The organism is Actinocatenispora sera (assembly GCF_018324685.1).
Taxonomy (GTDB): domain Bacteria; phylum Actinomycetota; class Actinomycetes; order Mycobacteriales; family Micromonosporaceae; genus Actinocatenispora; species Actinocatenispora sera.
This window is the reverse complement of record NZ_AP023354.1, coordinates 3,876,019-3,889,340: the sequence shown is the minus strand read 5'-3', so window position 1 is coordinate 3,889,340 and position 13,322 is coordinate 3,876,019. Positions and strand designations below refer to the sequence as shown.

Genomic DNA, 13,322 nt, shown 5'->3' with positions numbered 1-13,322 from the left:
CGTGTTCGAGCCCATCGCTGTAAGCACCCATGTCCTTGCGGGCATCAGCGCCCGCTGGCCAGAACTCGCCGAGCCCTGGTCGATGTCGGTAGCTGGGGAGCTGCACGAGCTGTGCGTCCGGTACAACGCAGAACCGATCGCCGTACTCCCGGCCCGATTCGGCCTCGTCGTCAAAGCGAACACCCCGGATGGCCAGATCGTCCTACGATCCAGCCCCGACCCGAACGGCCGCCATCAAGGCGCCATTAGCGTTGCACTTGCGCAGATCGGGGTATCGCCTCAGGTCCACGAGGTCAGCACCACCGATCACGGCACATGGACAGTCATGGACATGATCGAGCCCGGAACACCACTCGGCGACCAGAACGTTCTTCCAGAGCCCGAGCAAGTCGCTGCGATGCTCGGCCCTCTCATAGGTCAGCCAGCGCCCACGTCGGACTTACCGAACCTCGTCGACTGGCTCCGCGACCGACTCACCGACGATCGCCTCCGAGACCTCGCGCCCGGGTGTCAGGTTGCTTCCACAAAAGAACGCCGCGCCGCCCTGGCGGATCTAGACACACTGGCCCTCAACCACGTGCCTGGACTGTGCCACGCTGATGCTTCACCCTGGAACGTCCTCGCCGGCAAACACGAGCGCCTCTACCTCATTGACCCCCGGGGTATCAGTGGCGAAGTTTCCTATGATGCTGCGATCATCGCACTTAAGGCAGCACCACACCGCCCCGTGAAACTCACTGCAAAGGCGATTAGCACTACTCTCAACATTGATGCACGACGGGTGCTGGCGTGGGCATCCATTGCCGCAATTGCTCGCGTCTAGCCAGCGCAATTCAAAGCCTTTGCACCAGAACGGCCAAACCCGAAAGAATCATCCCCGCGCCGAGCAAATAGATTGCCAATGCGACATGTTGAAATTTACGTCGAGCGACACAGCTGTTCGCCCAGATCTGTTCGACCACTTGTTCAGCAACCAAGTTATCCTTGGCTGACAGCCTCACGAAGCGGCGGATGTAAAGCTCCTTGTCCGAGCCGTAACGGCGCGCAATATGATCAAAATAGATCATTGAGTCGGGTTCGCCGAGAGATCGCAACCTTGGAGCCAGCGTACGTAAGCTAATAACGGCGCTCGCACCAATGCATACGATCGCAAGAGAAAGAACAATGGCATGAATGGCGTGAATTGCATCGTGATGAAAGTCCGAAGCCCGCGGGATCGATCGGACAAGAATTCCCCCCAACACGCTGCTCCCGGCAAGAGTTGCCGCAGCCTTCGTGTCTGCGAATCGAATCCATTCGTTGACCTGCCCGAGTGGTCGCCAAGCATCGTCAGCCTTCACAATATCCGATGATCTGCGCCGATTGCGCCACCGGGATCAGTCTTTCGGTCAAGATTACCCACGAAACGCCTGAGTGCCCGTCATACAGACGATCGACGCAGCAGAGCATGGTTTCCTCCTAAGATCCGAGAATCCGGTGAGCGGAGGGGCCATGACTGCGGTTGACCTGGATGATTTCCTGGCCGATATCGACAAGAGTGTTTCGGTTGAACTCGGGACAAACCCTGATGTTATAGACAGTGGACACTCGCTCGATGTCGAGAAGCTTCCCATCGAGGCCAGAACCTGGCATCGACTCACCGATGCAGTGGCAGTGGTGGCAGACATGCGCAACTCCACGCAGCTTGGAGTAAACAAATACCCGCAGTCCACGGCGAGCATTTATCAAGCATCGACAGGCAACATTGCACAGGTCTTCGACAAGTTTGATGCCGACTTCGTTGCGATACAAGGCGATGGCGCTTTCGGGTTGTTTTGGGGCGACCACAGATACGCGCGAGCTATTTGCGCGGGTATCACCATCAAGACATTCAGTTATCGATATCTCGTACCGCGATTGGAGAAGCGATGGCCCGACCTTCCTGAGACCGGTCTGAAGGTCGGCCTTGCAGCGAGTCCCCTATTGGTCAAGCGAGTCGGTGTGCCACGCACCAAACATCAAGAGCCAGTCTGGGCCGGGAAAGCCGTCAACTACGCAGCAAAGGCGGCACAGCAGGCCGACCGGCATCAGATGATTGTGGCAGGAAGTATATGGGACTGGGCGAATAAGAGCGACTACTTGGCCGCAACCTGCGGCTGCGATGGCGCCCCTAGCACCTCGATCTGGGAAGACGTGACAATCGCGAAAATTCCCGACGACGATGGCGAGCGCGAAGGTAAGCTTCTCAAATCGTATTGGTGCGTGGTTCATGGAAACGAATTCTGCAACGCAGTCCTTGCGGGCAAGCGCACGCGTGCGGACGTAACGAAGCTTCATCAAGAGGCAATTAAGGCCGAATACGCCAAGGCGCTACGCGTTAACGCAGCCCGCCAACGCGAGGAACATCGGGCTCGCATCAATGGCATGCGCCAGTGACCTCTCCCTGGAGTCGGTTACAATGTCTTGACTCAGGTGATGGTTGACGGATCTGTGTCAAGTGATGGTTGACGCTGGGTCTAGGAAATTTGGGGGACCGCCCGCGGCCGGTCGGCTTTGATGTTACGGACCGGTTGGGTGGTGGTGCGCCGCACGATCTTGGTGTCGCCGTCGTCGAGGTCGATGGCCAGAGTCGTGTCGGACACCGCGATGGTGAGCGTCTGGTGGCGGTGGGCGCGGCCCAGGGCGATCTTCTGCCCGCAGACCATGACCACCCCGGTGTTGGAGGCCCGTCGTTGGACCCGGACCGGTTCCAGCGAGGGGCGTGGTGGTGGTCCTGCTTTCCGCGCTGCGCGTAGCCGGCCGACCTCGGCGGTGGTCAGCGGGTTGGGTCGGGTGCGCAGCAGTTCGCGGGTGTCGAGATCGAACATCATCAGCGTGGTGGGTTCGATGCGGATCCCGACCCGCCGCCCGGCGAGGATCTCGGCGGCCAGCACGATGTGTTGTCCCAGCGAGACGGTGCCGGCGGCGCTGACGGTGCGATCGACCTCGATCGCGTCGGTGTGGTCGGGTGCCGGCAAGGGTGGTGGCCCGGCGGGCACCGCGCCCGCCCGGACCAGGCGGGCCAGGTCGTTGACCGTCAGGTGCGATCGCAGCGACTTGATACGGCCGCCCGCGGCGCTCAGGTGGATCACGTCGGTGTCTGCCCAGAAACTGACCGTGATCCCGGCGCGGGCCGGTCCGAGCCAGAACTGTTTGCCGGCGACCATCAGGTTGCCTGACGGCGGCACCACCCGGTCGAAAGCGATCGGCCCACCGGTCCAGCCCGCTGCCGGCTCGTCTGCCGCTGTGACAGCCGCGCCCGTGGACTGCCCGCAGGCCGCAGATGCCGGTGCCGGACAGGCGGCGACCGCCGGCGGCAGCCACAGGTCAATCAGCGTCCGCTGCTGGTTCTCGACCGGGACGAACCGCTCGGCGGGAGTGACCGGCAGCGTGTCGTCCAACGCCTGATGGGGCCGGTCGGTGTTGTAGTCGGCCACCCACGCATCCACCGCCGCCTGCGCCTGCGCCACGCTGGTGAACGCCTCAGCCTGGTCCAGAAAGTCCGGTCGGAACGTGCCGTGGAAACGTTCCACCTTCCCGTTCTGGTTGGGCGAGGCCGGCTGAGTGAGCCGATGCGTGATGCCGTTCTTGCGGCAGATCTTGTCGAACAACACCTCCCCGCCCTTACCGAACCGGTCGGTGAACTGCTTTCCGTTGTCGCTCAACACCTCTTCGGGCACCCCGAACCGGGCCAGGGCCTGCGCGAACGCCAGACACACCGCCCGGCTGGTGGCCCGTTCCACCACCGCCGCCATCACACAAAACCGGGAATGATCATCGACGCCGGTGACCACCTTCGCCTCCCGACGCGCACCGGTGGCCGGGTTGATCAGCCAGATCCCACCAACGATGTCGACACCCCACAACTGCATCGGCCCAGGCCGCTGCCACCGCACATACGAGTCACGAGGACGCTTCCGCGGCCGAGGCCGCACCAAACCCTGCCGCGTCAGGATCCGGTTGATCGTGGCCGTCGACGGCACCACCACATCCTCCAGCGGGCGACGCAACAGCTGCATCCGGATCCGCTTGGCACCCCACCGCGGATGCGCCCGACGCATCTCCGCCACTACCACCTCAACATCGGGCCCGACCCGATGCGGACACGACACCGGCCGATGAGACCGATCCGCCAACCCGCTCACGCCCTCGGCCAGATACCGGCCCACCCAGACATGCACCGTCTGCCGCGACACACCCACCGAGGCCGCGATCTCCGTGACCGCAGCGCCCGCCAACACCGCCCGCACCGCGTCCAACCGCCGCTCAACAACCGACAACGCAACCAGCGCCAACCCCGGCCTCCCTGACTCGATGACGCCCGCGGAGCGCCGCCGAACAGGACCACCGAACACGACCCGATGTCAACCATCAGCCGATACACGACTGTCAACCATCACCCGAGACAGGACATGGAGTCGGTTACAAGGATTGCCGAATTAGTCTCTACTGGATCAAGGCGCCGCTGGCGCGGCGCAGGCGCCGGGCACGGTCCGGGAAGGGCCGCCCGCCTACGGCCTCCGGCCTCGGCGGGCGGTAGGCCGGCCCGCGCCCGGCGCCGCCGTCGACGAGCACCGCCAGGACCAGGGCGAGCTGTTGGGCACGGCCTTACGCTCGCCTCTGCGTGGTCACCGTTTCGCCGTGCTTGCGGGCGAGCGCTGCCGCGATGGCCCAGGACCGGGGCCATCTTGCCCCCGAGTCAGCTGGGCACGAGCCGTGGCCGCAAGCGCTGCCTGCCGAAAGGCACTGCCTCAGCTCGCCGTGGTCGGGCCGACCCGATGGAAGCGCCCCGCGTCCTGCCGGTACACGCAGCTCATGCCCGCCGAGGTCACCAGATCCACCAGGTCATCCGAGGGACGAGCAGGTAGCAGCACGGCCAGCGCGGCGCCCGGCACCGGCACGTGGCGGCGGTAGTCGAGCAGCTGTCCGATCGCCATGCGGATGCTCTCCCGCGCGATCGAGCCCTTCGCCTCGTAGATCTCGCTAACGGTGGCGTCAAACAGGTCCGTACGGAGCGCGGCGACCTGTCCAGGCAGCGTCAGCTTCCACTGCATGACCTGGTGGCCCTGAGCCTCCAACCACGCCCGGTACTGCTCGGTGAGCTCAGCCTCACGCCTGCGCGCCTTGCCACCCGGAGTTGCCTTGCGATCTGACTCCACCGCCACCACGCGTTCCACAGCCACCAGCTCGGCACGCGGACCGGCCTCCACGACGTCGCGACGGCTGGCATCCGACTCGCGATACTCGACCGCCCCCACCGGACGCAGCCGGAACACCCAAACCGATCGGGTCTCGCCCAACGCATCCGGCGCATCTTCCTGAGCACACGGCGAGTCATGGTCCACTTCGAACTCGCCCACGTAGCGATGCAACTTGCCGCCGCGCTGCTTGCCCGAGGCCGCAATGAACAACCGCAGCGCCCGACCCTGCTTGCGATGCTCCAACAGCGACAGGTTCCCCTGCTGGAGCTGCTGGTCACCCTCGCTGCCCTCGCCGGTATACAGGAACACGTCGCCGCCCGGCGCCCACCCATCGACGTAGCCGAACTTGCCTGCCTCCGCCGGATCCGCGTACAGAAACACGTTCGGTGTGCGCGTCGATGGCTCAATCCCCCGCTGAGTGCCACCGCCCCACCGGGCAGCCCGATCGCCTCGCGTCAACACCGCACCCGGATCAAGATCGAACAACTCGTCCACGCCGACACGCTAGCCACCCGCTGCGACATCACCCGACAAGCACGCCTCCGGCGGGGGCGCTCAGGCTCCGGGATGGACGGGGACCCGAGCGAGTACGGGTCGTGGGTGGCGGTCCATCCCGCCCGCCGACGGCCCAGGCGATGCCGTAGCAGACCTGTCCTGTCTGGCGAAGGTCGTACGTCCGGTCGGGCGCTCCACCTTCACCAGACAGGACAGCCCCGCTACCCCGGAGGGTGGGCCGACGGCAGACGGGATGGACAAGATCTCGGGGGTTCCTGGGGGGCTCTGGGGGTTCGCTGGGGGCTCTGACGACGACCGACGACGACCATTCATGACCAGAGTCGACCAGCGTTGTCGCGGGTCAACGCCATGATCAGCGCCGGGAGCTGGGGTGGGGTGGACGAGTCGGCCGGTACGCCGGGTTCTGTGCCCGGGGCGCCTTGCGGCACTGCCCCGGGTGACGGCCATCCATCTAGGCCCGCCGTTGCCGACGGGCTCGAGCGGTCTACCCGCAGGCTCGGGCGGGCTACCCTCGAACGCCTGCGCAGGCCGTGTCGCCACGGCCCTTGTGACCTTGCTCCGGGTGGGGTTTACCGAGCCGCCCCGGTCACCCGGGGCGCTGGTGGTCTCTTACACCACCGTTTCACCCTTACCGCGGTCGCCGAAGCGGCCGTGGCGGTCTGTTTTCTGTGGCACTGTCCCGCGGGTCACCCCGGGTTGCCGTTGACAACCACCCTGCCCTGTGGAGCCCGGACGTTCCTCGGCGCCGGGATCGCTCCCGGCGACGCGACCGTCTGGCCGGCTCGTCCACCGCGGCCATCGTACGTCGGCGCCCGGTACCGATGATCACCCGGTGGCGCACGAGGCGATGAGCGCGTCGGCGAGCGAGGTCTGCCGGTACCGCACCTCGTGCCGGTGCCGGTCAGCGGTGACCAGGCCGGCCGACCGCAGTACGGCGAGATGCGCCGAGACGGTCGCCGGGGCGAGCCGCAGCCGGTGCGCGAGCGCGGTGGTGGTGGCCGGTTCGGACAGCGCGACCAGTACCCGGCCGCGGCCGCGGCCGAGCAGCCGGGCGAGCGGCTCGTCGGGTCGGTCGGCCGGGCGCCACAGCGTCGCCGCGCCGCGTACCGGGTACACCAGGGTCGGTTGCCAGGGTGGCGGGAAGCCGGTGGCGATCCGGTCGCCGAGGAAGGCGCTGGGCATCAGCAGCAGGCCGGCGCCGTCGAGGTGCCGGTCGTGGCCCCAGTGCGCGGCGAACGTGAGCACGCCGTCGGCGTACGACAGGCGCGGGTGCAGGTCGTCGAGCAGCCGGGCGAGGCCGTGGTCGGCGAGCATGGCGGCCCGGTACGCGATGTCGGCCTGCAGCAGCCCGCGAAGCCGGGGCCAGTCGGGTTCGACCGCGGCCCGCCAGACCGAGTCGAGCAGGGTGGCGAGGCGGCTGATGGTGGCGGGTACGTCGGCGAGCAGGTCCGGCGCGGCCCGGGCGGCCTCCGGGTCGCCGGGGCGGTCGAGGCTGCGCGCGAGCTCGCGGGCGGCGACGTCCGGTGCGCTCTCCCGCACCCGGGCCAGTTCGGCGTCGAACGTCTCGGCCGGGCCGGCCGGCGGTGGCGCGACGAAGTCCGGCGTGTACCCGCGGACCGGCAGCACCGCGTACAGCGGGGACAGGTCGACGTCGGCGAGCGCGGCGCGGGCCCGGCGCACCCACGGCAGGTGGTGCGCCTCGGTGGCGTCGCGCAGCGTGTACAGCGCAGCGTGCGTTTCCCACAGCGGCGAGATGGCGAACCGGCAGCGCAGCGCGTCGTCCGACCCGAACCGCAGCGTCACCGCCATCATTCGCTCCTCACCGAATCTCTCGCCGGTGACGGTACCGGCCGCGAGGCTGCCGGGCATGGCAGTCACCCGGTACGGGGCGGTGTTCGCGGTGCGCGAGTACCGCCCGATGTTCGTCGCGCACGTGATCTCGATGCTCGGCACGATGGTCGCCGAGGTCGCGCTGTCGGTCCTGGTGTACCGGTCGACCGGGTCGCCGTTCCTGACCGCGGCGACGTTCGCCGTCGGGTTCGTCCCGTACGCGCTGGGCGGCACCCTCCTCGCCTCCATCGCCGACCGCTACCCCACCCGGACGGTCCTGGTCTGGTGCAACCTGGTGTCCGCGGCGCTGATCGCGACCATGGCGGTACCGGGGCTGCCGGTCGTCGCCCTGCTCGGGTTGCGGTTCGCCAGCGCCACGGTGGCGCCGATCTTCGGCGCGGCTCGCGCGGCGAGCATCCCGGAGATCGTGCCGGGTCCGGCCGCGGTGCTGGCGCGCTCGCTGATCCGGGTGGTCACGCAGTCCGCCCAGCTGGTCGGGTTCGCGGTCGGCGGGCTGCTGCTCGTCGTGGTGTCGCCGCGGTTCGCGCTGGCCGGCGAGGCCGCCGGCTTCGTGCTGTCCGCGCTGCTGCTGCGGCTCGGGACCCGCTGGCGCCCGGCGCGCGGTGGCACCGGCGGCAGCATGCTGGGCGACTCGGTACGCGGGCTGCGCGCGGTGTTCGGCGCGCCGCGGATCCGGGCCCTGCTGGCGTTGTGGTGGGTGCCGCCGGTGTTCGCGGTGGCACCGGAGGCGCTCGCCGCCCCGTACGCGCACGGCATCGGGCGAGGGTCGGTCGGGCTCGGCCTGCTGATGACCGCGGTGCCGGCCGGCGCGGTGTGCGGCGAGCTCGGCGCGGGGCTGCTGTCCGCACGGCTGCGGTCCCGGCTGGTACTGCCGCTCGCGACCGGTTCGCTGCTGCCGCTGACGGTGTTCGTGGTGCACCCCGGCCTGCTGGTCGCGGTGCTGGCGCTGTTCGCTGCCGGGCTGTGCTCGGCCTACCTGGTCGGGCTCGACCAGTGGTTTCTCGCCGCGGTACCGGAGCCGCTGGCGGGGCAGGCGATGGCGGTCAACTCCGGCGGGCTGATGCTCGGCCAGGCGATCGGGATGGCGGCGGCCGGAGCCGCGGCCGAGTACGTCGCGCCGCACCGGGTGGTGGTGATCGCCGCCCTGTTGGGGCTCGGCGCCACCGCGGCCACCGTGCATCGGGTACGCCGCAGCGCCACCGCCCCGGCCGACCGCACGCTGGCCGGCGCCCCAACCTGCTGACCGGGCCGCGACGGCACGCAGCCGATGGCACGGCTCCGCCGGCGCGAGGTGGTCAGGCGGGGAGGTGGTGGAGCAGGCGGGTGACGAGGGCGGTGAGTTGGCCTTCGGCGGTGGCCCAGGTGGTCTGCGGCGGATGGGTGGTCAGTACCACGATCAGGTAGCGGCCGTCGACGATGCCGGTGGTGTGCAGGGCGCGGCCCGGGCGGCAGCACGCCCAGCCCTGCTTGACGGCCCAGGAACGGCCCTCGGCGGCGGCCGGAATTCCGAAGTACTGGTAGAAGCCGTCCGCACCGAGGCGGGTGGCGTCGGCCAGCGCGGTGACGACGACGTCGGTCGCGGCGGGCGGCGCGGAATGCAGCAGGTACCGGTAGAGCGTGATCAGGTCGTCCGCGGTGGTGCGGGTGTCGCCCCACATGTACCCGATGTCGGGCGGGCTGGTGTGCGCGAGCCCGATCCGTTGGGCCATCCGGGTCACGATCTGCGGGCCACCGTTGCGGTCCCACAGTTGGGTGGCGGTCTGGTCGTCGGAGCGGGACAACATCTCGGCGACCACCCCGGCGGAGTCACCGTGGCGCAGCGCGTCGAGCGCGATGAGCAGCTTGACCACCGATTCGGTGGGGAACGCCTGCCGTGCGCCGCTGTGGGCGAGCACCGTGTCGGTCCGCAGGTCGTACACGGCGAGGCCGACCCGGCCGCCCACGACGGCGCCGAGCGCGTGCCGCACGACGCGGTCGGGCAGTACGGCCGGCCCCGGAGTCGCCGCGGCGCTGCGGGTGGACGGTGCCGGTACGGTCCGGACGGGCGGGCCGGCCGGCGTGGGCATGGCGACCGAGGCGCGTCTGCTGGGTGCGGCGGCCGCAGCCGGGGTGGAGTCGGCGGTGTGGCCGGGGGCGACCCACAGCCCGACGCCGGTCAACAGCACCCCGACGGCGATCGCGGCGACGATCAGGAGTGTCCGTCTCATACCCCTTACACGGCGCGGGAACGGCGAAAAGCTGGCCGGGCCGGATGGCAACCTTTCGGCCCGCCGGGAGCGTCGTACCAAGGGATGCCGGCAGACGACGGCGCCCGCTCCGGCCACGGAGCGTGCGCCGCACGAGGGTGCCCGACGGCCCGGGGATCAGGCCGCCGGCCCCGGTGTGGCCGGCGCCGGCACCACGGAAACCACCGCGGTCGGGCCGGCACCGGCCCGTCGGAACCACCACGGTCACACGGCCACGGGTACCTCCGAGACCTTCGGGTCGCCCTCGTCCGCCGTGTAGTCGTCCGGCTTGGTGGCGTCGGCCCCGTCGGGTGCCTTGGCCGCCTTGAGGATCAGCGTGGCGATCGCCGCGACGAGCAGGTTGACGATGACCGCGACGAACCCGGTGTAGATCGTCCAGTCGGTGTCGAAGCCGAGCTTGGACAACGCGAACGCCGACCCACCGAAATGCAGGTGCCCGGTCTTCGGGTTCGGGATCGTGTAGAGCATCCACATCCCGATCGCCATCCCGGCCGCCCAACCGACCACCAGCGCCCAGCGGTGGAACCACCGGGTGAGCAGCCCCAGCGCCACCGACGGCAGCGTCTGCAGGATGATCACGCCGCCGATCAGCTGCAGATCGATGGAGAACTGCGGGTTCAGGAACACGATGAACAGCAGCGCGCCGAACTTCACCAGCAGCGACACGATCTTGCTCACCCACGCCTCGTGCCGCGGTGAGGCGTCCTTCTTGATGTACTCGCGCCAGATGTTGCGGGTGAACAGGTTGGCTGCCGCGATCGACATGATCGCCGCCGGTACCAGCGCGCCGATGCCGACGGCGGCGAACGCGATGCCGGCGAACCAGCTCGGGAACATCTGGTCGAACAGCCGCGGCACGATCGTGTTGCCGTCCTTGCCGATCGGCGTGGTGCCGGCCGCGATCGCCATGAAACCGAGCAGCGCGATCAGCCCGAGCAGGAACGAGTACGCCGGCAGCGCGGACATGTTGCGCTTGATCACGTTGCGGCTCTTGGACGCCAGTACCCCGGTCACGCTGTGCGGGTACAGGAACAGGGCGAGCGCCGAGCCGAACGCCAGGGTGGCGTAGTTGAGCTGGTTGTTGGCGCCCAGCACGATCGAGCCGGTCGGCGGCGTCGTCGAGCTGAAGTGCTTGCTCGCCGCGTCGAAGATGTGGCCGAACCCGCCGAGCTTGTAGGGGATGTAGATGACGGTGACGATGATGACCGCGTAGATGAGCAGGTCCTTGACGAACGCGATCAGCGCCGGCGCCCGCAGCCCGGACTGGAACGTGTACGCCGCGAGCACCAGGAACGCGATGACCAGCGGCCAGTGCGAGCCGAAGCCCATCGTCTTGAGCACCGCCTGGATGCCGACCAGCTGCAGCGCGATGTACGGCATCGTCGCGACGATGCCGGTGATCGCCACCAGCAACGCGAGCGTCGGCGACCCGAACCGGGCCCGGACGAAGTCGGCCGGGGTGACGAAGCCGTGCCGGTGCGACACCGACCAGAGCCGGATGAGTACCAGGAACACCAACGGGTAGACGACCACGGTGTAGGGCACCGCGAAGAAGCCCATCGCGCCGGCACCGAACACCAGCGCCGGCACCGCGACGAACGTGTACGCGGTGTAGAGGTCGCCGCCGACCAGGAACCAGGTGATCCAGGTGCCGAAGCTGCGGCCGCCCAGACCCCACTCGTTCAGGTGCATCATGTCGCCGGGCTTGCGCCACCGCGCGGCCCAGAAGCCGATCACCGCGACGGCGGCGAACAGCACGATGAAGATGACCAGTTCGGTCACATGCCCGCCGCTCATCCCTTCCTCCGCTTTCCGACCTGGTAGACGATCGTGGTGCCGCCGACGCCGAGGATGATGAACGCGATCTGGAGCCAGTAGAACATCGGGATCCCGCCCAGCCGCGGGTGATCCCGGTTGAACAGCGGTGTGATCAGTGGGATGACGATGGGCAACAGCAGCAGCCAGTTCCAGGCGCTGCGATCGGACCGGCGGGGCACGTCGCCGGACGTCGTCTCCCTGGCGGTGCCGTCCGAGCCGGACGCGCCGCCTGATTCAGGTTCGGTCACTGTGAGACCGCCTCCTCCTCCCGGAACGGTGTGGCTGGGGTTCAGCCGCACCGAGCGGTATGACGCCCGTCACGCGACGGGCAGGCGCATCGTAAGCCCGCGCCCGGCCTGGCGAAACCCATCCGAAGCACCGACTCTTCCGCCGAACGTCGACCGGTACGTCGCGTAACCTGCCGGCATGCGGACGGTGGGGGCGGTGGGGTTGCTGCTCGCCGTTCTCGCGTTCGCGATCGTGCGGCCGCGCCGGCTGCCGGAGGCGGTGGCCGCGGTACCGGCGGCGCTGCTCGCCGTCGCCCTCGGGCTGGTGCCGGTCCGGCTTGCGGTGCACGAGCTCGGTGCGCTCGGCCCCACCGTCGGCTTCCTCGCCGCGGTACTGGTGCTCGCCCAGCTCGCCGCCGACGCCGGCGTGTTCGACCTCGCTGGCACGCTCGCCGCCCGGGCCAGCCGCGGTTCGCCGCGCCGGCTGCTGGCCGTGGTGTTCGCGGTGGCCGCGGTGGTGACGGCGGCGCTGAGCCTGGACGCCACCGTGGTGCTGCTGACACCGGTGGTGTTCCGCACCGCCGCGCTGCTGTCGGTGCGGGCCCGGCCGCACGTGTACGCCTGCACCCACCTGGCCAACTCGGCCTCGCTGCTGCTGCCGGTCTCGAACCTGACCAACCTGCTCGCGTTCGCCGCGTCGGGCTTGAGCTTCGTGTCGTTCACCGGGCTGATGGCGGTACCGTGGCTGGCCGTCATCGCGGTGGAGTACCTGGTGTTCCGCCGGTTCTTCGCCGCCGATCTGGGCACCCCGACCCATGCGGTGGCGCCGCCGGCCGGCACGCCGCCGCCGGTGTACGCGCTGAGCGTCCTGGCCGCGACGCTGGTCGGGTTCGCGGTGGCGGAGCCGTTCGGGATCGCGCCGGCCTGGGTGGCCGCGGCCGGCGCGGTGGTCCTCGCCGCGCGCCGGGTACGCCGGCCGGCCGACCTGCTGCACCTGCTCCGGGCGGCGAACCCCGGCTTCCTCGCGTTCGTGTTCGGGCTCGGCGTGGTGGTCCTCGCGGTGCGCCGGGCCGGGCTCGCCGACCTGGTGGGCACCCTGGTACCCGGCGCCACCGGGCTGCTCGCGCTGCTCGCCGTCGCGCTGCTCGCCGCGGTCCTCGCCAACCTGGTCAACAACCTGCCGGCCACGCTGATCCTGGTACCGGTCGTGGCGACCCGACCGGGTCTGGTGCTCGCGGTGCTGCTGGGCGTCAACATCGGGCCGAACCTGACCTACGTCGGTTCGCTCGCCACCCTGCTGTGGCGCCGGATCCTGCACGCGCACGACGCCCGCCCGGCCGCGGGCGAGTTCCTCCGCCTGGGCGCCTCGACGGTACCGGCGGGCCTGGTCGTGGCCACCGTCGCGCTATGGTGCGGGCTACGGCTGACCGGAATCGGGTGATTCG

General features: G+C 69.1%; 11 protein-coding genes and 1 other RNA gene. 4 read left to right on the top strand and 8 right to left on the bottom strand.

Translation table 11 applies throughout. The annotated features are described in order from the left end of the window. Position 1 precedes the first annotated feature (1 nt). Positions 2–823, top strand: coding sequence for a phosphotransferase (locus tag Asera_RS18485; RefSeq protein WP_084132220.1), 822 nt, complete (start codon positions 2–4; stop codon positions 821–823). A gap of 10 nt (positions 824–833) precedes the next feature. On the opposite strand, the gene Asera_RS18480 is transcribed toward Asera_RS18485, so the two are convergent. Further along, positions 834–1,340 (bottom strand): Pycsar system effector family protein, encoded by a 507-nt coding sequence (locus Asera_RS18480; protein WP_157035006.1) that lies wholly within the window; start codon positions 1,338–1,340, stop codon positions 834–836. Between the two features lie 151 nt (positions 1,341–1,491). On the opposite strand from Asera_RS18480, the gene Asera_RS18475 reads away from it, so the two are divergent. After that, a complete protein-coding gene (locus Asera_RS18475; RefSeq protein WP_157035005.1) occupies positions 1,492–2,415 on the top strand; it encodes a hypothetical protein in 924 nt (307 codons plus the stop codon). 80 nt (positions 2,416–2,495) lie between these two features. Here the strand turns inward: Asera_RS18475 and Asera_RS18470 are convergent, their stop codons facing one another. From Asera_RS18470 to Asera_RS18455, 4 genes are all read right to left on the bottom strand, one after another. After that, on the bottom strand, positions 2,496–4,373 hold the full coding sequence (locus tag Asera_RS18470; RefSeq protein WP_280529734.1) for an IS481 family transposase: 1,878 nt from the start codon (positions 4,371–4,373) through the stop codon (positions 2,496–2,498). 396 nt (positions 4,374–4,769) lie between these two features. Continuing rightward, a complete protein-coding gene (locus Asera_RS18465) occupies positions 4,770–5,714 on the bottom strand; it encodes an SRA domain-containing endonuclease (RefSeq protein ID WP_157035004.1) in 945 nt (314 codons plus the stop codon). Positions 5,715–6,111: 397 nt separating this feature from the next. Next, positions 6,112–6,520: RNase P RNA component class A (gene rnpB / locus Asera_RS18460), an RNA gene on the bottom strand. A gap of 40 nt (positions 6,521–6,560) precedes the next feature. After that, positions 6,561–7,604 (bottom strand): ArsR/SmtB family transcription factor, encoded by a 1,044-nt coding sequence (locus Asera_RS18455; RefSeq protein WP_244843934.1) that lies wholly within the window; start codon positions 7,602–7,604, stop codon positions 6,561–6,563. Between Asera_RS18455 and Asera_RS18450 the strand changes: the two genes are divergently transcribed. Further along, complete coding sequence (locus Asera_RS18450; RefSeq protein WP_030447944.1) at positions 7,603–8,829, top strand: MFS transporter; 1,227 nt, start codon at positions 7,603–7,605, stop codon at positions 8,827–8,829. The two genes, Asera_RS18455 and Asera_RS18450, sit on opposite strands and share 2 nt — an antisense overlap. A gap of 52 nt (positions 8,830–8,881) precedes the next feature. On the opposite strand, the gene Asera_RS18445 is transcribed toward Asera_RS18450, so the two are convergent. The 3 genes from Asera_RS18445 to Asera_RS18435 all read right to left on the bottom strand — a co-directional run bounded on the left by Asera_RS18445 (position 8,882) and on the right by Asera_RS18435 (position 11,898). Beyond that, the gene (locus Asera_RS18445) at positions 8,882–9,793 is read right to left on the bottom strand and encodes a serine hydrolase (RefSeq protein ID WP_030447943.1); all 912 of its coding nucleotides are present in this window, start codon (positions 9,791–9,793) and stop codon (positions 8,882–8,884) included. Between the two features lie 243 nt (positions 9,794–10,036). Continuing rightward, positions 10,037–11,629, bottom strand: coding sequence for a monocarboxylate uptake permease MctP (mctP, locus tag Asera_RS18440; RefSeq protein WP_030447942.1), 1,593 nt, complete (start codon positions 11,627–11,629; stop codon positions 10,037–10,039). Continuing rightward, positions 11,626–11,898, bottom strand: a complete 273-nt coding sequence (locus tag Asera_RS18435) for a DUF3311 domain-containing protein (protein WP_425305948.1) — start codon at positions 11,896–11,898, stop codon at positions 11,626–11,628. Before Asera_RS18435 ends, mctP begins: the two co-directional genes overlap by 4 nt. 178 nt (positions 11,899–12,076) lie before the next feature. Here Asera_RS18435 and Asera_RS18430 point away from each other — a divergent pair, with 178 nt between their 5' ends. Then, entirely contained in the window at positions 12,077–13,318 is a 1,242-nt protein-coding gene (locus Asera_RS18430) for an SLC13 family permease (RefSeq protein ID WP_030447940.1), read from the top strand. Positions 13,319–13,322 lie beyond the last annotated feature (4 nt).